Origin of the sequence: Simiduia agarivorans SA1 = DSM 21679, assembly GCF_000305785.2 — a bacterium.
GTDB classification, from domain to species: domain Bacteria; phylum Pseudomonadota; class Gammaproteobacteria; order Pseudomonadales; family Cellvibrionaceae; genus Simiduia; species Simiduia agarivorans.
The window spans coordinates 1,720,249-1,741,959 of record NC_018868.3 but is presented as its reverse complement, the minus strand read 5'-3'; the positions used below and the strand labels follow the sequence as shown (position 1 = coordinate 1,741,959).

At 55.5% G+C, this 21,711-nt stretch carries 16 protein-coding genes; 10 read left to right on the top strand and 6 right to left on the bottom strand.

Annotated features, from left to right (window positions below):
- The first annotated feature begins 6 nt into the window (after window positions 1–6).
- Genes M5M_RS07680 through M5M_RS07670 form a run of 3 tightly spaced genes read left to right on the top strand, consistent with a single transcriptional unit; the run spans window position 7 to window position 3,976 of the window.
- The gene (locus tag M5M_RS07680; protein WP_015046916.1) at window positions 7–1,953 is read left to right on the top strand and encodes a glycoside hydrolase family 3 N-terminal domain-containing protein; all 1,947 of its coding nucleotides are present in this window, start codon (window positions 7–9) and stop codon (window positions 1,951–1,953) included.
- Window positions 1,934–3,217, top strand: a complete 1,284-nt coding sequence (locus M5M_RS07675) for a serine hydrolase domain-containing protein (RefSeq protein WP_015046915.1) — start codon at window positions 1,934–1,936, stop codon at window positions 3,215–3,217. The genes M5M_RS07680 and M5M_RS07675 overlap by 20 nt, the downstream gene beginning before the upstream one ends.
- On the top strand, window positions 3,218–3,976 hold the full coding sequence (locus M5M_RS07670; RefSeq protein ID WP_015046914.1) for a L,D-transpeptidase family protein: 759 nt from the start codon (window positions 3,218–3,220) through the stop codon (window positions 3,974–3,976).
- Here the strand turns inward: M5M_RS07670 and M5M_RS07665 are convergent.
- The 6 genes from M5M_RS07665 to M5M_RS07640 form a co-directional block, all read right to left on the bottom strand.
- Entirely contained in the window at window positions 3,963–4,895 is a 933-nt protein-coding gene (locus tag M5M_RS07665; RefSeq protein WP_015046913.1) for a phosphodiester glycosidase family protein, read from the bottom strand. The genes M5M_RS07670 and M5M_RS07665 overlap by 14 nt on opposite strands.
- Window positions 4,896–4,965: 70 nt before the next feature.
- Window positions 4,966–5,877, bottom strand: a complete 912-nt coding sequence (locus M5M_RS07660; RefSeq protein ID WP_015046927.1) for an N-acetylmuramoyl-L-alanine amidase — start codon at window positions 5,875–5,877, stop codon at window positions 4,966–4,968.
- Window positions 5,878–5,906: 29 nt separating this feature from the next.
- Window positions 5,907–6,431 (bottom strand): C40 family peptidase, encoded by a 525-nt coding sequence (locus tag M5M_RS07655; RefSeq protein ID WP_015046910.1) that lies wholly within the window; start codon window positions 6,429–6,431, stop codon window positions 5,907–5,909.
- A complete protein-coding gene (locus M5M_RS07650; protein ID WP_016389293.1) occupies window positions 6,428–8,494 on the bottom strand; it encodes a M1 family metallopeptidase in 2,067 nt (688 codons plus the stop codon). Before M5M_RS07650 ends, M5M_RS07655 begins: the two co-directional genes overlap by 4 nt.
- On the bottom strand, window positions 8,491–9,657 hold the full coding sequence (locus tag M5M_RS07645) for an MFS transporter (RefSeq protein WP_015046907.1): 1,167 nt from the start codon (window positions 9,655–9,657) through the stop codon (window positions 8,491–8,493). The genes M5M_RS07650 and M5M_RS07645 overlap by 4 nt, the downstream gene beginning before the upstream one ends.
- 316 nt (window positions 9,658–9,973) lie before the next feature.
- Window positions 9,974–10,882: a LysR family transcriptional regulator gene (locus tag M5M_RS07640; RefSeq protein ID WP_015046906.1), complete on the bottom strand. Its 909-nt coding sequence runs from the start codon at window positions 10,880–10,882 to the stop codon at window positions 9,974–9,976.
- Window positions 10,883–11,042: 160 nt separating this feature from the next.
- On the opposite strand from M5M_RS07640, the gene M5M_RS07635 reads away from it, so the two are divergent.
- The 7 genes from M5M_RS07635 (at window position 11,043) to M5M_RS07605 (ending at window position 21,616) form a co-directional block, all read left to right on the top strand.
- Window positions 11,043–12,488 carry an amidase gene (locus M5M_RS07635; RefSeq protein ID WP_015046905.1) on the top strand — a complete coding sequence of 482 codons (1,446 nt, stop codon included), beginning with the start codon at window positions 11,043–11,045 and terminating at the stop codon, window positions 12,486–12,488.
- Window positions 12,489–12,563: 75 nt separating this feature from the next.
- Window positions 12,564–13,475: a hypothetical protein gene (locus M5M_RS07630; RefSeq protein ID WP_016389292.1), complete on the top strand. Its 912-nt coding sequence runs from the start codon at window positions 12,564–12,566 to the stop codon at window positions 13,473–13,475.
- 30 nt (window positions 13,476–13,505) lie between these two features.
- Complete coding sequence (locus M5M_RS07625; protein ID WP_015046903.1) at window positions 13,506–15,002, top strand: hypothetical protein; 1,497 nt, start codon at window positions 13,506–13,508, stop codon at window positions 15,000–15,002.
- A gap of 131 nt (window positions 15,003–15,133) precedes the next feature.
- A complete protein-coding gene (locus M5M_RS07620) occupies window positions 15,134–16,606 on the top strand; it encodes a S41 family peptidase (protein ID WP_015046902.1) in 1,473 nt (490 codons plus the stop codon).
- A 62-nt stretch (window positions 16,607–16,668) separates the two neighbouring features.
- The gene (locus M5M_RS07615; RefSeq protein WP_016389290.1) at window positions 16,669–17,943 is read left to right on the top strand and encodes a hypothetical protein; all 1,275 of its coding nucleotides are present in this window, start codon (window positions 16,669–16,671) and stop codon (window positions 17,941–17,943) included.
- Window positions 17,944–18,192: 249 nt separating this feature from the next.
- Window positions 18,193–19,719 (top strand): hypothetical protein, encoded by a 1,527-nt coding sequence (locus M5M_RS07610; RefSeq protein WP_015046900.1) that lies wholly within the window; start codon window positions 18,193–18,195, stop codon window positions 19,717–19,719.
- A gap of 298 nt (window positions 19,720–20,017) precedes the next feature.
- Window positions 20,018–21,616 carry a hypothetical protein gene (locus M5M_RS07605; RefSeq protein WP_015046899.1) on the top strand — a complete coding sequence of 533 codons (1,599 nt, stop codon included), beginning with the start codon at window positions 20,018–20,020 and terminating at the stop codon, window positions 21,614–21,616.
- Window positions 21,617–21,711: the final 95 nt, after the last annotated feature.

Sequence of the window (21,711 nt, the reverse complement as noted above, 5' to 3'; positions counted from 1 at the left end):
TACGCAATGCAGTTCACCCCTTTGAAAACACTGTGTGCGCTTGGCCTGATCTCGGGGCTGGTGGCGTGCAAAGCGGACGATCCCCGGGTGGCGTCCATGACCCTGGAGCAGAAAATTGCCCAGAAGCTGGCCGTGGACATGCGTTATTTCTGTGAAAGTGAAGCGGAAGACGGTGAAAAATGCAGACAGCCGGTAACACAATTATCGCCGGCCCTGGCTGGGATCATTGGTTCCACCCAGGTGGGTGGGGTGATTTTGTTTGCAGAAAATTTTTCCACGCCGGAAACCACACTGCAACTGGTGGACGACCTGCAAGGCGCGCGCGGCAGCCAATGGCCGCTGCTGGTGGCAACCGATCAGGAAGGTGGTAAAGTCGCGCGTCTGGCACGCGAATGGGCGCCGGCGTTTTCCGGCAACATGGCCATCGCCGCCACTGGCGCGCGTGCGGCTACTTTTGCAGAGCAGGTGGGTAAAGCCCAGGCCCAGCAATTGCGTGCGCTGGGTATATTTATCAATTACGCACCCACCGTGGATGTGAATGCCAACCCGGACAATCCGGTGATCAACACCCGCTCCTACGGCGAATCGCCAGACACAGTGGCCGCATTGGGCGGCGCCTATACCCGGGGTTTGCAGTCGGGTGGCGTGGCGGCCACGCTGAAACATTTCCCCGGTCACGGTGATACCCATGTGGATTCTCATACGGGCTTGCCGCTGGTGGACCACCCGAAAGATAAAATTCAGCGCCAGGATCTGGCGCCCTTTGCCCAGATAATTACACGCGATAATCCCGCGTTGGTCATGACTGCGCACATTCAGTATCCGGCGCTGGACGACAGCAAAATCAAAACCCATACGGGCAAGCAGGCGATTGTGCCGGCCACCTTGTCGCGCAAAATCATGACTGACCTGTTGCGCGAAAAGCTGGGCTTTACCGGCGTGACCACCACCGATGCACTCGATATGGTGGGCGTGGCCATGCTCATTCCCGACCCGTTGGAGCGCACCATTATGGCCTTCGATGCGGGCGTAGACGTGGCGTTGATGCCATTTAAAATCCGCACCCCGGCCGATGGCGAAAAACTCAAACAACTGATCGCCGGCGTCGCCCGGGCGGTGCGCACCGGCCGCTTGTCGCTGGCGGAGATCGATCAATCGGTGGCGCGCATTATCAATCTCAAACAACAATTGCCCATCGATGCCTGGCTGGCGCAAAGCCTTACCGAGCGCAAACAGCACGCGATCAACGTCATGGCGAGTGAAGAACACCGCGCATTGGAGCGCGCACTGGCACTGGCAGCCATCACCCGCATTAAAGGTAAAGCCCAGCCACTGCCGGAACTTTGCCAACAGCCAAGCCGCCTGCACCCCAATGGCCCGGACGGGCAGGCGCGGGTGGTGATTGTGGCGCCCACAGTGGATGTACAGCAGGCGCTGGCGCAGGCGTTTGTGCAGCAGCTGCCCATGCTCAGTACCCAGGCATTTACGCTCAAAGATTATGCCGATCCGGCGCGCCGTAAAGCGATGCTCAGCGCCAATTGCCTGGTATTGGCCAGCGTCACGCCGGCGGGTTCGCCGGTGGATGTGGGCGGCATGGATGATGTGGTGGACCAGATGCGCGCCGAGGCCGCGGGCGACCCCACCAAATGGGCAGAAATAAAAGCGGCAGCGCAATCGCGGGTGGAACAAATGCAATTCAGTCTATTGCGCCAGGTGCACCAGCGCGGTATCGCCACGGTGTTTTTGTCCCTGCGCGCACCCTACGAAGCCACCTACATGGCGCCCGTGAGCGATGCCATTTACGCCAGTTATGATTTCAACACGGCCACCGATGGCGTGCGCGTTACCGGCCCGGCTTATCAGGCGCTGGTGTCAGTGCTGTCCGGCCGCAGCAAGGCCGAAGGCCGTTTGCCCGTTACGCTCCAAGCGCCCGATGAAAGCCCGGCTCAGTAACGCACTGGTTTTTATGGCGGTGATGTGCCTCACCGCCTGTGGTGGCGGTAATTCTGCGCCCCCACAAGAGCCGCCGCCCTATGTGCCCTATGAAGGCCCGCAACTGGATAGCGCATCGCTCAATGCCACGCTGGAGGCATTGGTGCAACACACCGACGTACCCGTGGCAGGCGTGCAATTGGCATTGGTGGTTGATGAATCACTGGTGTATGCCGGCAGTGCCGGACACGCGCATTTTGATCCACCCCAAAACCTTACTCCCCAACACGCGCTGCGCGTGGCCAGTGTATCCAAATGGATTACCGCGCTGGCCATTGGCGTGGCGGTTGAGCGCGGTTTGCTGGCCTGGGATCAGCCAGTCGAATCACTATTGAATTTCTCACTGCGGCCGCCAGCGCAACCGGATTATTTGCCCACACTTGCGCAATTACTCAGCCACACCAGTGGCCTGAGTGACGCTGCCGGTTATGTGATCGACGCCGATGAAACACTGGCCGATTGGTATCAGCGCGCGCCGGCCTCCCATTGGCAGGATACAGTCATTACGGGCAACTATTTTCAGTACGCCAATCTTAACTATGTGGTGGCTGCTACCGCATTGGAAGCGGCAGTCGGCATGCGGTTTGATCAGTGGGTATTCCAGATGCTGCTGCAGCCCGCCGGCGTGCAGGCCAGTTTTAATCCCGAGGATCTGGCCGGCATTGCCACCGCCAGCTTATTCCGGCGCGAGGCCGGTGCATGGGTCACGTCGTTCATTACCGGCGAGCCGGTGGCGGTAGCCGCCAATTACCAACCGGGCATGAACGGCGGTGTCTTTTCACCGCAGGGAGGCTTGCGTACGAGTGTCGCGCAACTCGCAAAACTCATTCCCTGGCTGTATGACACACCGCCCGCAACGGCGTTGCTGTCCAACTCCTCACTGGCAACCTTGCGTAGCCCGCGATGGCAATTCAACGGCAATAATGGCGATACTTACGGCGGCTTGTTTCAGGCCTATGGTCTGGGCGTACACTGCACCCGTGATGTGGCGAATGGCGACCGCCTGCTGGCCGAAGGCGGACTGACTATGTGTGGCCACCTCGGTGATGCTTACGGTGCGGTCACCGGTGTACTGGCCGATCCGGTAGGGCGTTGGGGGTTGGTGTATCTGATTAACGGCACTGATCGCAGTCGCGATTATTCTGGCGAATTCTCGGCACTCTATGTGTGGGAAGAAGCCTTGATCGATGCCGCCTACACAGCAATTAAATCGTTGGAGCATTAAATGAATCTGAAGACTCTGTTCGGGACATTCGTTTTGATGATCTTGTGCTCGGGTGCGCCGGCAATGGCGACAGAGCACGCGATTCCCGTTGCCAGTCAGCAAATGGTGTTGGTGCTGGCGGAATCCGAAAACAGCCAGACAGCGATGCTCTACACCTTCTACCGTGATCAGGCGCACTGGCAATCCCATAGTGGACCGGTGCCGGTGACATTGGGCCGCACTGGGCTCGCCTGGGGCATTGGCTTGCACCCGGCGCAAATTGGCGTGCAGAAGCGCGAAGGCGATGGCAAAGCACCGGCCGGTGTATTTTATCTGGGCGATGCCTTTGGTGCCGGGTCTGAACTGGTTACCGGGTTGCACTATCAGCCCATGACAAAAGAACACTACTGTGTAGACGTGCCCGCTTCGCCGCTCTACAACCAGACCCTGATCAAAACCGATGCCAATGCAGAATTAATAGACGGCAGCACTGAACCCATGCGGCGCGATCTGCACCTTAAAGATAGCCAATACAATAAAGGCATTTTCGTCGGCCACAATCCACACAACCAAGCGGGCGCCGGCAGCTGCATTTTTATGCACATCTGGCGCGCCGCCGATAAACCCACTGCCGGTTGCACGGCGTTGGACGAGTCCGCCATAGATCAATTGCTGGCGTGGTTGAAGGCTGACCAATCGCCCGTGCTGGTTCAACTCACACGGGCAGACTATCAGCGGCTAAGAGCGGATTGGGCATTGCCGTTGGTTACAGTTCCTTAATCACCAGTGCCGATGGCACTGCCCGGCCCTGGTCGTAAATGGCCTGATCATTAAAGGCCATGGCCGATGAACCGCCGCCGTCCAGATTCATGGCGTCTGTGCAATCCAGATCCAGCAGTAGTGCCGGTAAATCCTGCAGGGCATAGCGGCTGATCACCAGCAGGCGAAGGTGATTTTGGTCGGTTACGCACACAGCGGTGCGTGGCCGTTGATCGTTCAGCTCCACGCCAGAGCCCCAGAATATTTCTTCATTGTAGGTAAGCTTTTCTGCGCCATTTTTAATCAGCGTGGGCCCGCCGCCGATGGCCATGTTAGGCGCTATGGGTGTGCCATTGGCTTTTTCCGGTGCGGCCAGTGCTGCACTGTTGCTGCCGGTGTAGGCCAGCGGCGCGTCAAAGGCGTAACCGCCGTTGGCATTCAATTCAAAATGATACAGCCATTCAATGCTTGCCTGATTATCACTGTCCAGTGTTAAGGCGCTGCGGATCACCGGATAGCTCTGGCCATTGCGGTTCAGTGCGGTGATATTGCGTGCCAACACTTCGCCTTGATTGATCACCGCCGAGTAACTGCTGTTGCCGGAAAAGAAACCCCCGTTGATGGCCACTACCACACCGGGCTCAAAGGTGTAGTTAAAAATTGCCTGAGCCTGCTCGGCTTTAACCGCTTCCACTTGCAGGTGAGGCTGGTTCAGGTCCACGGTTACGAGATGCGCATCGGCACCATCGATATTGGCAAACTGGTATTGCACGCCAGCGGGAAAGTAGTGCTCGGTGCTGCGATCGGTCCATTGAATGGCGGCCGGCGTCTCCTGCGTGGTGTGATTGGCTTTGGTGCCGCCACCGCCGCCGCAGCCGGTAACCAGTGCTGTTGTGCAGAGTGAAAACAGGTAGGGGGAAATGCGATTGAGGTCTGCCATCGGCCGGGTCCTTGCTATGGGCTTTCTGGAAAACGCCATGCTAGAGACCCGGGCCCAAGATGAAAAATGATCAGCCATCGGTTTCGGGCATTGTTCCGGTCCGATAGTTTTCAGGCAGGTTTTCAGGGAAATATTTTTCAATCAGTGCCAACAGAATTGCGTGGCTGTGCGCGTCTATTTCGCCGTCCACTTTCCAGGCCCGGAAGTGGTATTGGAAGGCGCTTACATACAGTGACAGATCAGTCTCTGTGTAGTCTTTGGGATCAATGCCGTAGCCATAGGCGGCCAGTAAGCCGACGAATTCACGCTCACTGTCGGCTGGGTCGGTTTCCGTGGCGGCACTCAATTGGTCAAAGTAGCGGATCACCGTGGCGTCGTCATACCAGGCGCCAACGCCGGCCGCGGCCAGTTGCTGCCAGGGGAAACGGGGGCCCGGATCGTTTTTGAACTGGGGCAGGATGTCGCCGTGGCCCACCACGCGGGTGGGTGTGATGTCGGGATTACGCGCCAGGATATCTTTTGAAAGCTGAATCACCAGTTCGATCTGTTCGCGATCAAATTCGGGAAAAAAACAAATGCCCGCTTTGGTCTGTTCCATGGGCGGGTGGCAGTGGGCGCGGTTGACGATCTCAATGCCGATGGATTGATCGTTCACCTGTTCGCGATCTTCCCATTTGCCGGGGCCGGCGTGCCAGGCACGCCGGTGTTCATCCACCAGCTGGAATACTTTTAATTCATCGTGCGGGTAGCTGGGGTCATCGCGCTCGGGAATCAGATAATGCGAACTCACCGGATTGTTGCTGGGCAAGGTGAGTGCGCGCAGGGACCGGTCGAAATCAATGGCCGTGTAATGCATTACCAGAAAGCGCACACGCTCGCTGCTGTTTTCGGAGGTCACCACTTCCAGCGGATAGGGTCGGTCCGAAAGCGAACTGCAAGCGCAGAGTGAAACCAGCAGGCTGGCGGCGATAAAAGCTTTCACGGTGATTCCTTGTGTGGCTTATTGGGGTTTTACTGGCAAAGAGTATCGTTCAAGCGGATGCCGGCTGCAAAGTCCTCTACGGGCACCGGCTCAATTTTCACCAACCCTTGGTTGGAGGTCATGCGGTGAATGTAGGTGCCATCACCCAGCGCAATGCCCACGTGGGTGATGACGCCCTCGGCCCAGTTACCGTAGGTGTTTTTGAAAAATACCAGGTCACCCGCCTGCAGTTGTGCCGGGTTTTCAATTTTCTGGCCGAATTCATCCGCCGCCAGTGAATCGGCGTGTTCGGGCAGGAGTTTATCGTCTGCGCCCAGCAGGTGCTTGTCCCAGGGGGCTTGGGTTTCCAGCATGCGGAATCTTTCGCCGCAGGCGGCCACCAACACTTCGCGGGTCCAGTTCATGCATTGCTCGGCCTTGCCCACGCGAAACGGTTGATCCTGCCAGGGCAGGGCGGCGTTAACCAGTTTGTCGGCAAGCCCGGGTTCCGGGGCTGCGTGCGTACAGGCATTCAGGCTCAGCGCAAGCAAGGTGGCGAATATAAAGCGATTCATGGCGTAACCTCTACAGCGTTGTTGGCCGGTTGGGTATCCGGCAGAAGTGAGTGCGGGTCGAGCTGCAACCAGCTAATTGATTCGTTATCTGCCAGCGCAATTGGCCATTGCAAGTAGCTGCTGCCATCGGCCTGAGTTGTGGCCTGTTGCCAGGCCAGAGCCGGCACGGTGAACTGGCGAATGCGATGGCTATCCAATCCGATCACCACCGGCACAGGTGCCACCGCGCCACCGCGTTTGGTGATCTGCACCTGGCATTGGCGGGTGGACGGCGCAGTGGATTCAATCCATTGTGATGCCGCCTGGGCGTTATCGGTGTAAATGTCCGCCAAGGCCGGGTGCGTGTGGGTGTGGTAGGGCGCCAACGGTGCCAGCGCCGGGTTATTGGCGAGCGCCGGTGCAGCCGGCATGTTGCGCGGCGCAAGCGTCATAATTTTTTCTCCACACTGCAGGCCGGTAATTTCCACATCAAGACTGGCCGCATTAAAAAAGAAACTGCGCCAGAACCAACTCAGGTCCCGACCGGCAGCGGTTTCCATGGCGCGGAAAAAATCGCCCGGCAGCGGGCGCTTGAATTGCCAGTGCCGGTAAAAATCTTTCAGCGCGGCATCAAAGGTTTCCGGCCCCAGCACGAGATAGCGCAACAGGTTCAGGTTGACAGCGGTTTTATTGTAGGCGTTGGCGATCTTTTGTTGGAGTTCATCCGCTTCAGTCATCACCGGTTGGTGATCCGGCCCCGCCATGTAGGCGGTCACGCTGCGCGGTTCGCCGTAAATCACATCAAAGTTGCCTTCCCAGCCGTGTTCGGCCCGGTATTCAATAAAACTCACCCAACCTTCATCCAGCCAGGCCCATTCCCGTTCCAGTGTATTCACCACCATAGGCACATAGTTGTGACCCAGCTCGTGAATAACGGTGCCGATAAAATCGTATTTGGTGAGCGCGTCCCACGCAGGTGTTTGTTCACTGTGTTTTTTGCGGTCGGGTCGGGTGCTGATGGTGGCGAGCCCCGGGTATTCCATGCCGTGCCCGGCCACGTTGACCAGGTTGATGTGGGTATAGGGCAGGGGGGCGAGCGCATGGTCAAACACCTGCAAGGTGTAGTCGGCCGCCGGTAAGGCGAAGCGCTGCCACAGGGGCGCGGCTTCTTCGGGAAACAGTGCCTGTAATTGGCGCCCTTGCGCATCTTGTTTTGTCAGTACCTGGAAGGCGGGTGAGGCGGCAAAGGTAAAATCCCGCAGCGGTTGGGGGCTGTCGAAGGTCCAGGTCCGGCGCGTTTTCGCGATACCTGCGCGTCGATTTTTTCGGGCTTGTTTGGCACCGAGATTATTTAGCGGTTGGACCACCGGGCGGCCGCTGGCGGCCACAATAAAGTTGGCGGGCACATCCAGGGTGACCTGATAATCGCCAAATTCCGTGGAAAATTCGCCCTGGCCTAAAAAAGGTTTATCCGACCAGCCGCTGGCGTCGGTAAAGGCCGCCGCGCGTGGAAACCATTGCGCGCCAATGACAATGGGGCTGTTATCGGCTAACCATTCCACACCGGCCCGGGTGCCGCTGCTGACTTTATCGGGCAAAACCGCACGCCATTGCATAGCCAGCTCAATGGAATCACCGCTGGCCAGCGGTTGTTCCAGTTGAACGGTCATGAGCGTGTGATTGATCGTAATGCCGAGCGGTGTGTTCTGGTGTGAAACTGTCAGCCCGTGAAAGCCCAGGGCATCGGATTGTGGCACTGGCTTCAGACTGGGCGCGCCCGGTTGAAGCCTATTCAGATCCAGCAAAAACAACAAACTGTGCAATGGCTGCGGACTGTTGTTGTGGTAGCGCACCTTCGCGCGGCCATCAATATGTACGCGCCGGTGTTTGGGTTCAACCGTAAGCGCGGCGTGAATGTTGTAATCCACCTGTTGTTGCCAGTAGTTTGCCGAAGGCAGGCCCGTGTGGCTGCGGTATTCACCCAGGCCAAGATCCGCTTGCGACAGGGGCGCGAATTTGTCGGCCTGTACGCTCAGGCTGAACAGACCGCAGGCGGCCAGGCAAAGCAGGCGCACCGGTTTCACGCGTGGTTCACCCGCGCGTTTTTCAGGCGCATTTCCAACACGGCAAACAGCACCCAGCTGATACCGAAAGCCACTACGCCCAACCACAACACCGGCGTGTAGTTACCCTCCACAATCAACGCTGCGGCCATGGGCGGGCCCAGAATTTCGCCAATTTTGAACGCGCTGGCGCACAACACAATGAGCCGGCCGCTGGCATCCACGCTGTTAAAGCGATCCATCAACAGAGGCACGGCAAAGCTCCAGAAAAACTGGAACACAATGGTGCTGACCGCATACAGGCTCACCAGCGCAAGATTGAGCGGGTCGCCCATCAGCCAGAAAATCGCCACTGTCTGCAACACCAGCGCGCCGGAAAACGCAGCCAGTTTGCCGGTTACCCGCCCAATGAACGCGGCCACAAAAGAGCCGGCGCCGCTGATGGCAAAACCGGTACCGAGCCAGTCGCCCACCTGTTCACCGGTCAGGCCCATGCTGATGCCTAAACGCTCCAGATAGGCCCACACGGCGCTCACACCCAGGTAGTAAACCACGGTGGTGGCAAATACCAGCAGTGCATTGCCGGTAAGTAACGGTTTTAACGCGAAGGCAGATTCGCCTGACGCTTTACTGCTGCTGGGTGTGCAAAGAAAGCACGCCATTAACGTGGCCAGCAACCACAGATTCAGATAATGAAAAAAGCCATCGATGCCCCACTCGGCAATAAACCCGGGCGCCCAGAAAAAGCCGAGTGTCCCGAATACCACTTGCGCGGTCACCATCAGCCCGAAGGCAAAATCCGGCCGTTCATGATCGCCCAGGCCTGCCAGTGCCACCGCATAGGCAGCGCCACAGCCAAGCCCGGCCACCACCCGCAGGGCCATCAATGCGGCCACATCGGTGACCAGCAAACACAACAAGTTGGCCATCAGAAACAGGCCCAGGCCGCCCATTAATGTCGGGCGCCAGGCGAGGCGCCGCACCCACACAATGGCCGAAGCGCTGGCGGCAAAAATACCCACCACGTCGGCCGCCGCGAGCCAGCCGATTTGCTGCTGGCTGTAAAGATTCAGGTCGGTGAGCGCACCCACCCACAAGGGCAGCAGCGTGAGAATAGACGCGCCCATCATGGCCACCATCAACAGGCTGGCAAGGGCGAGGGGGTGGTTAGCTGTGGTTTGCATGGATTTACTTTTATTGTGAGTTCAGCGTTCAGTATCTAACGGCAGAAGCGGCTACCCGAGTGATAAGGTATCGGTTTTGGCGATAGTTTGAATATGCAGAGGTTGATAAATCTATCGGGTTAAGGATGGGCGATAGGGTAGATGTGGAGGGGCGTCGGCGGCATGGGTTTCAACGGTTGCTTGCAAAGCATGCTTTGCAATCGTTGAAACGCCCTCAATCTTTGATTGAGGGCAGGCCCCGTAGGGCCGCCGTCGAGCTACATGGATGTATTTACGCGTCCCCGGAATGTCTGCCCTATTGCCCATCTCCACAAAGCTACCGCTTCCCACTCACCTGCTTCGCCAGCGTATCAATCAACCACCGGCTGGCATGCCCCAGCGTCCGGCTTTGGGGCCAGATCAGGTCTACGCCGTGGGGAAAGGGGGTGAGCTGGTAACTGGTGGGCAGTTTCACCAGACTGCCGTCGGCCAGATGCGGCGCCACCAGGTGCGAGGGCGCGGCCGCCCAACCCAGGCCATTGCGCACCATATCGATCAGCTGGCTGTGGCTGTCCACATACCAGGCCCGGTGGCTGAAATCGCTGCTGGCGGTGCCTTCCCGGCCGCGGCCGGCAATGCGCAGGTGCAGGTGGTCGCGCAGGTTGTTGGCACTCACTTCGGCAAGCTGCGCGAGCGGATGCTGGGCGCCTACCACCGCCTCAAAATAAGTGGTGCCAATGCCCTTGAATTGGAATTGCTCGGGGTAATCATCGCCTGCCAGCATCAGGCCCAGGTCGGCCCGGCCTTCGCGGATCAGCATGGCCGGGTCGTTTTCCGGCGCCAGCAGCAGGTGCAAGGAGACGGTCTGAAACGCTTCGCTGAAAGCCGCCAGGGTAGTGTGCAGCTGGCCCCGGGAAATGGCCGCTTCGTCCACGGCCAGGGTAATACTGTCCTCCACGCCCGCCACCAGACTGCGGGTTTTCGCATCCAGCCGGTTAAAGGCATTCATCACCGCGCGCACTTCCGCCAGCAGTGACTGGCCGTGTTCGGTCAGGTGCGGCTCGCGCCGGGAGCGGTCGAAAAGCTCCAGCCCGGTATCAATCTCCAGATTATTGATCAGCCCCGAAATGGTGGACTGGGCCTTGCCCAGGGTGCGGGCGGCGGCGGAAAAAGAGCCTACCCGCGCGGTCACTTCAAAAGCTTCCAGTTGCTCGGGGGCCAGATAACTGAAGAGTTTGGTTTTCATTGGCTGTCTCCGGGTAATGGCTGGATATTACTATCAATCAAACCGTTGGCGTCAGGTAATAACTATCGGCGCCGCCTATGGTTGCTAACTTACATTACCGGTTGGCCTCCCTACAATGCGGAAACAGGACAAGTTATTTCAGAAAAGGTCCCGAAAGTTCATGGCATCAGAATTGTGTTATCTATCCGCTCACGAGGCACTGCGCCAGTTCGCTGACCGCAGCCTGTCGCCAGTGGAATTGATGCAGGCGCTGATTGCCCGCGCAGACGAAGTAGAACCCGCCATTAATGCCAGTGCCTTCCGGTTTTACGAGCAGGCGCTGGAGCAGGCCAAAGCCGCCGAGCGGGCCTGGGCCGAAGGCCGCGCCCGGCCCCTGGAAGGCCTCGCCATAGCCATCAAAGACGAGACCTATATAGAAGGGCAGGTCACCACCAACGGCTCGCGCCTGATGCAGGACAATGTGGCCGATGTGACCGACCCGGTGCCTGAGCGGCTGCTGGCCGCCGGCGGTATCGTGCACGCGCGCTCCACCGCGCCGGAATTTTCCAGCGCTGGTTTCACCTGGTCGGATTTATGGGGCGTTACCCGCAACCCGTGGAATACCGCTATCACCGTGGGCGGCAGTTCCGGCGGCTCGGCCGCCATGCTCGCCGCCGGCACCACCACCCTTGCCAATGCCACCGATTGCGGCGGCTCCATCCGCATTCCCGCCAGCATGTGTGGCGTGGTAGGGCTGAAGGCGGCTTACGGCCGGGTGCCGGAAATGCCGCCTTACAATGCCGATCCCTACGTGCACCACGGCGTAATGGCGCGCAACATTGCCGACCTGGTGTTGATGTACAACCAGGTAGCCGGCCCGCACCCGGCCGACATCACCTCATTTTTACCTGACGATCCGTTTCTGCCGGCGGAATACCCGAGCCTCGCTGGCGTTAAAGTGGCGCTGTCGCTCGATCTGGGTTTCTACCGGTTGGAACCCGATGTGCGCCGCAATACGCTCGCCTTTGCTGAACGTCTGCGCGACCTCGGCGCTACCGTCGACCTGGTGGAAATCGATTGGGACGAGCGCTGTATCCGCACCGCGCAAGTGCATCAGGGCAGCCTGCTCGGCACTTTGGTGCGGGAAAAATACGGCAAATCCGAACAGCGATCGCTCATGACCAGCTACGCCCGCCGCTATTTAGAGCTGGCCGATCAGGTCACCCTGGAAGACGTGCTCGAAGCCGACCGCTACGCCCAGCACATGTGGACCGCACTCGCCAAAGTGTTCGAGCGCTACGCGATTTTGTTATGCCCCACCACAGCCACCACTCAGGTGCCGGCCAATTACGACTACGCAAAAGATCAGATGCGCGTGGATGGTGAATTGGTGGAGCCCATCAAAGGCTGGTTCATGACTTACCCGTTCAACACCTTAAGCCGTTGCCCGGTGCTCTCCATGCCCTCCGGCTTCGGCGCTAACGGCGTGCCTACCGGCGTGCAAATTGTCGGCCGCCCTTACCGGGAAATGGATGTGATGGCGGTGGGGTATCAGGTGGAAAAGGCCTTCGGCAATTGGTATGCACAAGGCGCGTGGCCGGGGTTGCAGGTGGCACAAAAGGTTTAACAGTTTCTTCTCATGATGTGTTCTCTCTTGACCGGCGGTTGTTTAACCGCCGTTTTTTTTAAAGGAATAAAAAATATGTGGCGGAATGCGTGGGCTATAGCAGTGGTTTTGTGGCAATTTTGCCTCAATGGACATGCAGCCGAGCCTCAATGGAGCGAGTACTCGATAGGCAGATCTACTGTGTTATCAGACCAGCCTGTAGAAGAAGTGTTGAGATTGGTAGATGAGCTTTCACGCTTCGATCGCGCTGCCCGGGCTATCTTGCGAATCCCGGAACCATTCGAACCTTTGTCGTTTACAGTCTTGTTTTCCTCGGTCTCTTTACCTGCTCACGCTTGCTCAAATCCGGAGGCATATTCTGCACATCCCGGTGACCCGCAAATGTTTCAGCTTTATGGTGATTATAATCATCGCGCCAGATTGTCACTTTTCCGTGACTACATAAGAAACCTGATGATTAGCGATGTGCAGATGCGCTATCCCGATTGGTACCGGGTGGGGATGGCGGAGCTACTGGCAACGACAGATTTTGATAAAGAGTCGGTCATAGTAGGGAAAATACCCAAAGCCTTGTGGCGTAATGTTGAGTATTGCCTGACTATGCCGCTCAGTGACCTGGTTCGTACCGATGCACACGACACGCTTACAGCCGGCGGCCAAAAACGATTCATTACCAAAGCCTGGCTGTTTTCCCACTTTCTCACACTGGGACCAATCAATGGCGAGGATGATTTTTCGGAGTCGTTGGATAAATACCTGACACTACTGAGTAATGGTAGTGCGGATCCTTTCGCGTTTGAACAGTCCTTTGTTGAAATTGTCGGCCGCAGCCGGGGTAACAGGGATCACTATCTGAGCGGCGGGCGGTTCTCCCTGATGAAGTTGGCAATTGAGCAGGAAACTCCAACATACCACTCATTGCCGGCTTCGTCGGGTTTGTTAGCGGAAAGGGTGAAAAAATTTTCAGATGAAGCATGCAGGAATTAGCAAGCCCGTTCCTTTGATTGGGAAATGGAAATGTTCGTTTTATACCAGGGAAAAAATTTGAAACGTCTAATTCGTAAAACTCTTTGTGTGCTTTTTGTCTTATGCTTCGGGTCCTCCAGCTTTGCGGATGCCAGCGGCTGGATTGAGTATCGGGCCCCGGGGTATCTGGTTTTTTCGGATCGGCCTGAAAATAAGGTGATCCGTTTTGTTTCTTTGTTAGCGCAATTCGATAGCGCCGCTCGCTTGCTGCTAGGTCTGCATGATCGCACTAACAATGAGGAGCCAGTTCATATTTACTACTTCGATAGTAAATCCCAGTTCAGTGATTACGCCAATAGGCGGACTACCAAAGGCTTCTACTTTGATGATAACGGCCAGCCTATCATCGTGGTGGGGCCAACCAATGCGGATCACCAGCTGGTGGTGCTCCTGCACGAATACGTCCACTATCTGGTAGCGTTAAATGCAGACAGTGCCTATCCCCGCTGGTACAACGAGGGCATGGCCGAGGTGCTGTCTACGGCAAAAGTAGAAGGCGATACGGTTGTATTTGGTTTCATACCGGAAATGCGGGAGCAATGGTTGAAGCGGCGTGTAATTCTGCCTGTAGAGGACCTACTGGTAATGCAGCCTGTAGCAGGACGTCACCCAGAATATATAGGTCGCTATTACGCATCAGCGTGGTTGTTCAGTCACTACCTCTCCTTCGGTTATCTTGCGGGTGAACCGGACCACCGTAAAGCCATTGCGGGCTTCCTGACGTTACTTAACCACGGGGCTGACGACTTCCAGGCCTTTCAGGTTGCATTTGGGCAAAGCACAAAAGACATGGATGGCAACCTGAAACGCTACGCCCGAAACCGGACTTTGCCGGGTCTGTCGGTGAAGGTTCCCAATTTGAAAGTGGCGCTAGAAGCGCGTGCTCTGTCAGCGCCCGACATGGCTCGGCGGCTGTCTTATCTGGCATGGGGTCGTAGTGATTTTGCGCTCAGCGAACAATTATTGCTGCCCTACCTGAATTCGGATGTGCTGGTGGAAGCACAGTGGGCGGCTGTGTCTGGCTATGCAGCAAAGCCCATTGCAGATAGCGACCTGGAACGGCTGATGATCCGCGCACAGCAACCTGAAATGCATGAGCTTACTTACCTGCTGTCTGAATATCATTACGGCCTCTATGTCACGGGCAAAGATGCGCCTGAAGCCGGCAGACATATCGGCATGGCGCGTCAACTCATTGATATGCATCCGCTGGATCCTGCCAGCGAGTCGATTCAATCTCTTTACTTGCGCGTGAAAATCTACTTCGTTCAGGAAGACTTCCGATCACTGGTTCAGCCCCTGCAGCAGCTGGTGGAGCGAGTACCGGGCAGTTGGCACGCAACATTGTTGGCGGCTCGGATAATGAAAGCCATGCAGAATCCGGACTATACACGTTACTTCTACGGTCGGGTAAAAGCCCGTACCCACAGTGAAGCACTGGAAAAAGAAGCGGAAGAGGCTATATCTCTGGCTAACTCGTGGAAATGAATGGATGCAATTGAGTGGTAGGTTTTTCCATGCCGAACGGAAACACCTGACTGTTGTCAGTAATGAGTGGTTGCAAATGCTCGAAACAAAAAAACATGGTTAGGATAAGACGACACAATGAGCGGTCAGCCGTGATCTATCTGTTTTGGGTTTGTCTGTTGGTTGCCACGTCCAGTTCTGCAAAAAGCAGCGAACTATGGCAGTCGGTTCTCAAGCAAGATCTGGACGCAGCGTATGCCTATATAAAGGCAGGTCACCCTGGTTACATAGATGAACAGAATCCACAATTCCCTGATTTGCTTGCACATCAGTACTCTCGTGCGGGGATGCTGATTCCACAAGTGGTGGATTACGATACGTACCTGGGCGTGATGCGCTATTTTCTCAATGGATTTCGCGATGCGCATTTAAATATTTCAGACGACATCCGGCGTATTGGTAATAATATTGTCACTGCTGGATTTTCGCTCGGCTACGATCAGGGCAAGTTGATGGTTACCAGTCATATGCCTGGCTGGAACGGGCTTTTGCCTGGATTAGGCGACGAGTTATTAGCCTGCGATGGTGTGGGTGCGCAGGATATTCTACTGAACTACCTAGTGCCGTATCAGAATTTCACGGCGAATCCGGGCAGAGCGCTCGGAGCGGCGGTAAAAGGGTTTTCTCTCAGAACCAGTCCAGAGATGAACTTTGAAAATTGCACCTTTGGTTCGGAATCAGGCGCATCAAATACAGTGGCGTTTCAGCAGCGGTCAGTATCCTCCAACGATTTTTTTGACTGGTATGTTTCCACGCTCCCCCAATCAAATAGGGCGAGTAGTGGTTATGAACTCAAAGATGGCGTGCTTTGGATCGGCTTGCCCAGCTTTACGCTGGAGGGCGCAAAGCTGGCGCGCTTCAATGCAATGATCGAAGAACTTGTGGAGCTCGAGGGTTTCCAATCCGTCGTGTTTGACGTGCGAGGAAATAAAGGTGGAAGCAGTTTATTCGGCGAGGCGATATTCACTGCGGTGACCGGTGGTATTGAGATGACAGAAGCGCAGCGTTCGCAACTCCCGATGGCATATGCCCAATGGCGAATTTCTGATTACAGTCTTGACCGAATCAATGACATGTTGAGCAGGCTATCGGAAGACCCTGGTCGGGAGGGCCTGCAGGCAGATTACTTCAGCAAATTGAAAACGGCAATGCTGGAGGCGAAGCAAGCTGGCCGCACATGGCTGGTTTACAATTCCAATGCCCGATGGAACCTGCAGGACTTTGAGCGTATGAACATTGCGCCCAGAAATTTCAAAGGAGCTTTGGTGTTGCTCACTGATGGTGCCTGTGTATCGGCTTGCCTGGATTTTGCTGACATGATCCGGGCTACACCGGGTTCTTTGCATGTAGGGGAAACGACGGCGGCAGATAGTCTCTATATGAGCGCTCCAACCGTGGTATTGCCGAGCGGAAACCGCTTGCAGATGCCGCTGAAGGTCTGGCGCAATCGTTTACGTGGCAACAATGAACCGCTGGTCCCGGATATATATCTGGATCTGAGCGGACTGGATTCAGGCTCGGTTCGACGAAAGGTCTTTGCCGTAATAAATCGAAAAGCTGACTGATGATTCCGTAGATCAGGCTGGCTGTAATACATTATTTTGGCTAAAAGGATTGGCAGATCAATATGAGCGATTATGGACGACGGTTGGTTTTACTGGTCTTCTTGGGATTATCACTATGCGTAAAAGCTGAACCCGGGGATAGGTTAAGTATCTTGCTCACTCCGTCTGACAACCTGTTGCATGTGAAATGGATATTGGGCAGCCCCGTGCAGGCGATTCGTTTCTCATCTACTCCCTTTCATTTCGTGCACGATCAATGGAAGCCGGTGATCGGGGTATTTGACTATCAGCTGATTGATCTGGTTTTTGACGCGCCAGTGCAAGAGATCGGCGCTGAAATCCGAGTTGAGTCTGATCTGGTCTATGGTGGGTTTTATACGCCGTTTGTTAATTTTGACCAGGGCATGGCGATCTATCAGGGCCATTACCTGCCTGCGGCTTTAAAGACTGAAGGACTCTGGCGGGATATTTCCACCTTCGATGTGGATCTGCAAATAGAACCAGTTGCAGGCAAGTCGGTTGTGCTGCCGAGTGGAGATAAGCCCCGAGAAAATCTGCATGTCGCTGATAAGTATCGCAACTACGCTCTTTTGGTTGAGGCAGGTAGTGAGGTGGGGCAGCAGCGAGTGCTGCTGGACTCTGAATTGCCCGACTGGTTGTACAGCTTGTATAAAGCGCAGTTGCCAGTATTGCTCAACTATTTCCGGGAATACTTTGAAACTTCCCTCGATGAAGATCCTTTCGTTCTGGTGGGTTACCAGCAGTCTGCCGATGAGACCCGTATCGATGGCGGGGTGGTAGGCGGTCAGTTGGTGATCAATGTGGTGGGTGATGGCTGGCACAAAACATCACCGGGGCTTCACTTAAAGGCGATCACGCTGCTCGCCCATGAAGTATCGCACCTCTGGAATGCCAATCTTGCAAGCGAAGACTGGTTGATCGAGGGGGGTGCGAATTTTCTGGCACAAGAAACGCTGCTGTCACTGGGTCTTATATCAGCCCAATTGTACGAACAAAGGCGTAGTGACCAAATCTCACGCTGTAAAGCCCTTATGGGTGAAGCTCACATCAATGAACTTTCACGCCGGGCCGATCACTATGTTTGCGGTGAATCCTTTTTCTATTGGCTTCAGGGAATAGGGCCTGATCGTGTTCGTGAATTGTGGTTGAAATTGGCTAAATTCAGAAACGAAAGTAGATTGATTAAAGAACTTATGGCTGATGTGTTGCGGGATGACCCGGCCCTAATTCATGCTTCAATGTGTTTGTTGTACGGCGATCGTTGTGAAACGCCTAATTTAAGACCTGCGCAGGTATTCTTGCCTTCACATAAATAAGTTCAGGTTGGCAGTGGTTTGGTAGGGTGGATTAAGCAAAGCGCAATCCACCAATTATCGACAGGTAAACTACAGTCATAAAAAAAGCTATATCATGCCGAATATGGGAAGCATTATCGAAGTTTAGAATGACGAATTTTATGTCAAAATTCTTTTCTGCCCACGATTTTGACCCCGATTTTGCTATATGATGCATTTTCAGTCGTTCGTCGGACCAATAAATAATAAATGCTACAAAGGAATTGTAACGTGTATTCTGCCTTGATCTGTTTCATCGTCCGTCGTGTTGTGCCCGTCTTAGGTGCGATGGTGTTTTCGTTGTGTGCCTATGCAGATTTCGACCTGGAAGACTGGCACCGCTACCAGCTGGATCAGTTTGTGGTCTATTCCAATAGCGATGAAGATTATGTGCAGGAAACGCTCACTGAATTTTTGCGCCTCAAAAACCTGGTCACCCAAAGCAGGCAAGATGATCTGGGTGATTCCCTTACACCTTTTACCGTGTTTCTGTTCGATAGTCGCAGCGATTTCAAACAGCTGGTGAGCAATGCCCACACCGCCGGATTCTACACAGAAATTGATCTCTCTCCGGTACTGGTGATGTACAAGGCGTCCCGTCGTGCATCAATTGGTACCCATGAAGTCCTGAAACACGAGTATATGCATTATCTGGTGCGTGCGCTGAGTGGTCAGAATTATCCGCGTTGGTATGACGAAGGCATCGCCGAGTTTTTCTCGACGCTGGAGGTCAAGCGCGGGAAGCTATTGGTGGGTGCTATTCCGGAAATACGGGCCAGTTGGTTGCAGAGCGGCCCCTGGAGCCGGGGTGGTCTGTTGCCGCTGGAAGATGTGTTGGATTTTGATGTGACGCAATCCTCAAGCGATAACTACATTGCCCGGCACTATGCGTCCTCCTGGCTGCTGACCCATTACCTGAACCTGGGCCACTTGAACGGCTTTCCCAATCGCATTGGGCAGATGAGCAATTACCTTCATTTGGTGGGCAAAGGTAAAACCTCCGAGCAGGCGTTTGCCGAAGCATTCGATGTGACGCTTGAGCAAATGACGGACGAAATAAAGCAGTACGCCGGCAAACGCCGGATCAGTGTGCTGGCATTGCAACATGAAGAGCCCGAGTTCAGCTACAAAAAAACCACCGTATCGCCGCATGCAATGGGGATGAAGCTGTATGACCTGGTCATCCGTCGGGAGGAGACCGCGTCTCTTGCGGATGAGCTGCTGAAAGCTGCGCTCGCATCCAACGATCCGGTTGCGCTGGCGGTGCAGGCCAATAACCATATTGCTGCGCAGGCGTTTGGCCCGGCGCAAACCTTGATTGAAACGCTGGTGGACAAGAACCTTACAGAGAATCGCCCGGATGTGCAGCGGCTCACCGCCCGGGCCATGCTTGGGCTGATGTCCTTTCAACCCGATCAGGCCCACCGCCTGCCGGTTGCAACAGCCTTGCTTGAGCAGGCCAACAGCAAAGCACCGCACCCGGACACTTACCGTATGCTCACAGAAATCTATTGGAACAGTAAACAGTATCAGGCGGCGATTGATTCAGCCATTGAGCTGGGCAACCGCATGCCGTCCAGCGCTTACGTGAATTTCTTTGTCGGCAAGTATTTACTCAAAGCCCGACACTATGACTACGCGGCAGCTTACCTCGCCAATGCGGCCAACTGGGCGCACAACGCAAGCCTGGTGGAGGATGCCAACCGCTACCTGAAAATGGCGCAATACAAACTGGACGAACAGCAGGCGTCACAGTGATGTCGATGGAAAGCGGTTTGACTTGCATTAAACGACCGCAATAAAAACCGCTCTGCGGTTGTTATCTCGAGCCGGCTCTCAAGGTCGTACCCACGCTCAAGGGGCTAGGCTTTTTGGCGTGCAAATCAACATGGTTGGCGGTAGCATGGCTGCGCTGCTGTGGATGCGTTATCCGGGGCTTGGGGGTAGAAGGTCATGGGTGCGCCTTCTGTAGTCTGGGGTGCTGAGGCGCATTGCAGCAGGGCCTGGGTCGCCCGTTCGGGTCGCTCGCATCTACCGATTCATAAAAGGAATAATTATGTTAAGCATGCGGTTGGTCTCCACTGTATTGACGACGCTTTCGTTTTTTTCCGCCGCCACTTTCGCGGCCAATGTCACCATTAACCGGGATAACCTGTCGGCACCGGTCAGCGCTTATGCCTCTGTCATATTGCAGGATGGCACCAAGCGGATCTCCATCAATGCCACGCAATCCCTGGAGCTTGCGGACGGAAACTATCAGCTCACCACGGCAAACAGTTACCTCTATGGCGCCTTCAGTATCGAAAACAACCTACTCACAGCGACTTCTGGCGCCCTGGTATTCGATGGCAATACCCATACGCTGGCGTTTGATGTGAGCAAACTGACCCGCACGGCCATTCACTTTGGCGATATTAATGGCGGCCTGCTGGATATTTTCTATAACGTCCAGGGTATAAATAATGCCATCCGGGGCGACCTGGTGACTTTCTACCTGCCGGACGGTAGCTACTCGGTGGGATTCCGCAATGCGGGCAGTGCGTTTGGTACTGTGACCATTGCCAATGGCCAGCTGAGCTTTGATAACCGTTTTCTGTTTCAGGACGGCGGCGACGTGCGGATCGATATCGCCCGCCTCGCAAAAATCAATATCCGCCGGGCCGACGAGCTGAATGTACTCACGGGTATTTATGAGGTGGGTGGCGAAAGTGCCAGCCGGCGCAACGACTATTACCTACACCTCACGCCAGGTAGCTACAAATACATCTCCCGCGGTAATCTGGATTGGTATGGCACCATCACCGTAGACGAGGGCATGAATGTAAGTGCCGATAAACACCTGCTGTGGGACGCCGCAACCCAGACGTTGAGCTTTGATGTGGAGGCCATTCCGCAGGTGACGGTGAATTCCAGTGAACTGACTGAAAGCGATTTCAACGAAAATATTCTGCACGCGGGTTTCCGTGAATTCACCGCATCCCAGCAGGATTTCAGTGTGCATATTCCGGCTGCCAGCGAATTTCTGGTGGTGGCACTTAACGACGTGAACAAAAAGTTTGGTGACCTCGCGTTGGATGAGGCAGGCAATGTGGCGGTGAATGGCCACCTGAAGATCCGGTCCGTTGCCACCGAGGCCAATGGCCGGAAAGTCACCACGGTAGGCTACGAAACCTGCGGTCTGAATAAAGTCGCCCTCACGCCTACGTCCACGCACCGCTACTGGTTTCACTCCCATGCCCCGGCCCGATACCCGGCGACGGTGTACCTGCCCAACGGCAACTACCGCATTAATGGCGACGCCGGTGGCCTGACTGAATTCACCGTGAATGATGCGGGCCTTACCGTAACCAAAGACCTGACCGGCCACGTAACCCTGGTCAAACTGGATAACAGCTGCGTGCCGCCAGATGAAGATGCCGATGGCGTCATCGATTCACTCGACCTGTGCCCATCAACCCCGCTAAATGCCAATGTCGACGGCGAAGGCTGCAGCGTGACCCAAACGATGGCGGTTGAGTGCGACAGCTGGAAAGCCAAAAGTCACGGCAAATACATGAGCTGCGTAACCCGCGTGGTAAACAAAGCTGCCCGCGATGGTTTGATTGATACGGATGAGAAAGGCCGGCTAATCAGCGAAGCCGCGCAGAATAAGTAGCAGTTTTCTGCTCGAGCAACGGGGGCAATGCCCCCTTTTTTTATGGTGTTGACCGCTCTCGTAGGGTGGATTAAGCAAAGCGCAATCCACCATGT

Bases quoted from the DNA above. Each gene is read 5' to 3' on its own strand.
- M5M_RS07670 (WP_015046914.1), top strand. From the start codon at position 3,218: ATGAATCTGAAGACTCTGTTCGGGACATTCGTTTTGATGATCTTGTGC.
- M5M_RS07635 (WP_015046905.1), top strand. From the start codon at position 11,043: ATGGCATCAGAATTGTGTTATCTATCCGCTCACGAGGCACTGCGCCAG.
- M5M_RS07675 (WP_015046915.1), top strand. From the start codon at position 1,934: ATGAAAGCCCGGCTCAGTAACGCACTGGTTTTTATGGCGGTGATGTGC.
- M5M_RS07665 (WP_015046913.1), bottom strand. From the start codon at position 4,895: ATGGCAGACCTCAATCGCATTTCCCCCTACCTGTTTTCACTCTGCACA.
- M5M_RS07655 (WP_015046910.1), bottom strand. From the start codon at position 6,431: ATGAATCGCTTTATATTCGCCACCTTGCTTGCGCTGAGCCTGAATGCC.
- M5M_RS07615 (WP_016389290.1), top strand. From the start codon at position 16,669: ATGAGCGATTATGGACGACGGTTGGTTTTACTGGTCTTCTTGGGATTA.
- M5M_RS07680 (WP_015046916.1), top strand. From the start codon at position 7: ATGCAGTTCACCCCTTTGAAAACACTGTGTGCGCTTGGCCTGATCTCG.
- M5M_RS07640 (WP_015046906.1), bottom strand. From the start codon at position 10,882: ATGAAAACCAAACTCTTCAGTTATCTGGCCCCCGAGCAACTGGAAGCT.
- M5M_RS07630 (WP_016389292.1), top strand. From the start codon at position 12,564: ATGTGGCGGAATGCGTGGGCTATAGCAGTGGTTTTGTGGCAATTTTGC.
- M5M_RS07625 (WP_015046903.1), top strand. From the start codon at position 13,506: ATGTTCGTTTTATACCAGGGAAAAAATTTGAAACGTCTAATTCGTAAA.
- M5M_RS07605 (WP_015046899.1), top strand. From the start codon at position 20,018: ATGTTAAGCATGCGGTTGGTCTCCACTGTATTGACGACGCTTTCGTTT.
- M5M_RS07645 (WP_015046907.1), bottom strand. From the start codon at position 9,657: ATGCAAACCACAGCTAACCACCCCCTCGCCCTTGCCAGCCTGTTGATG.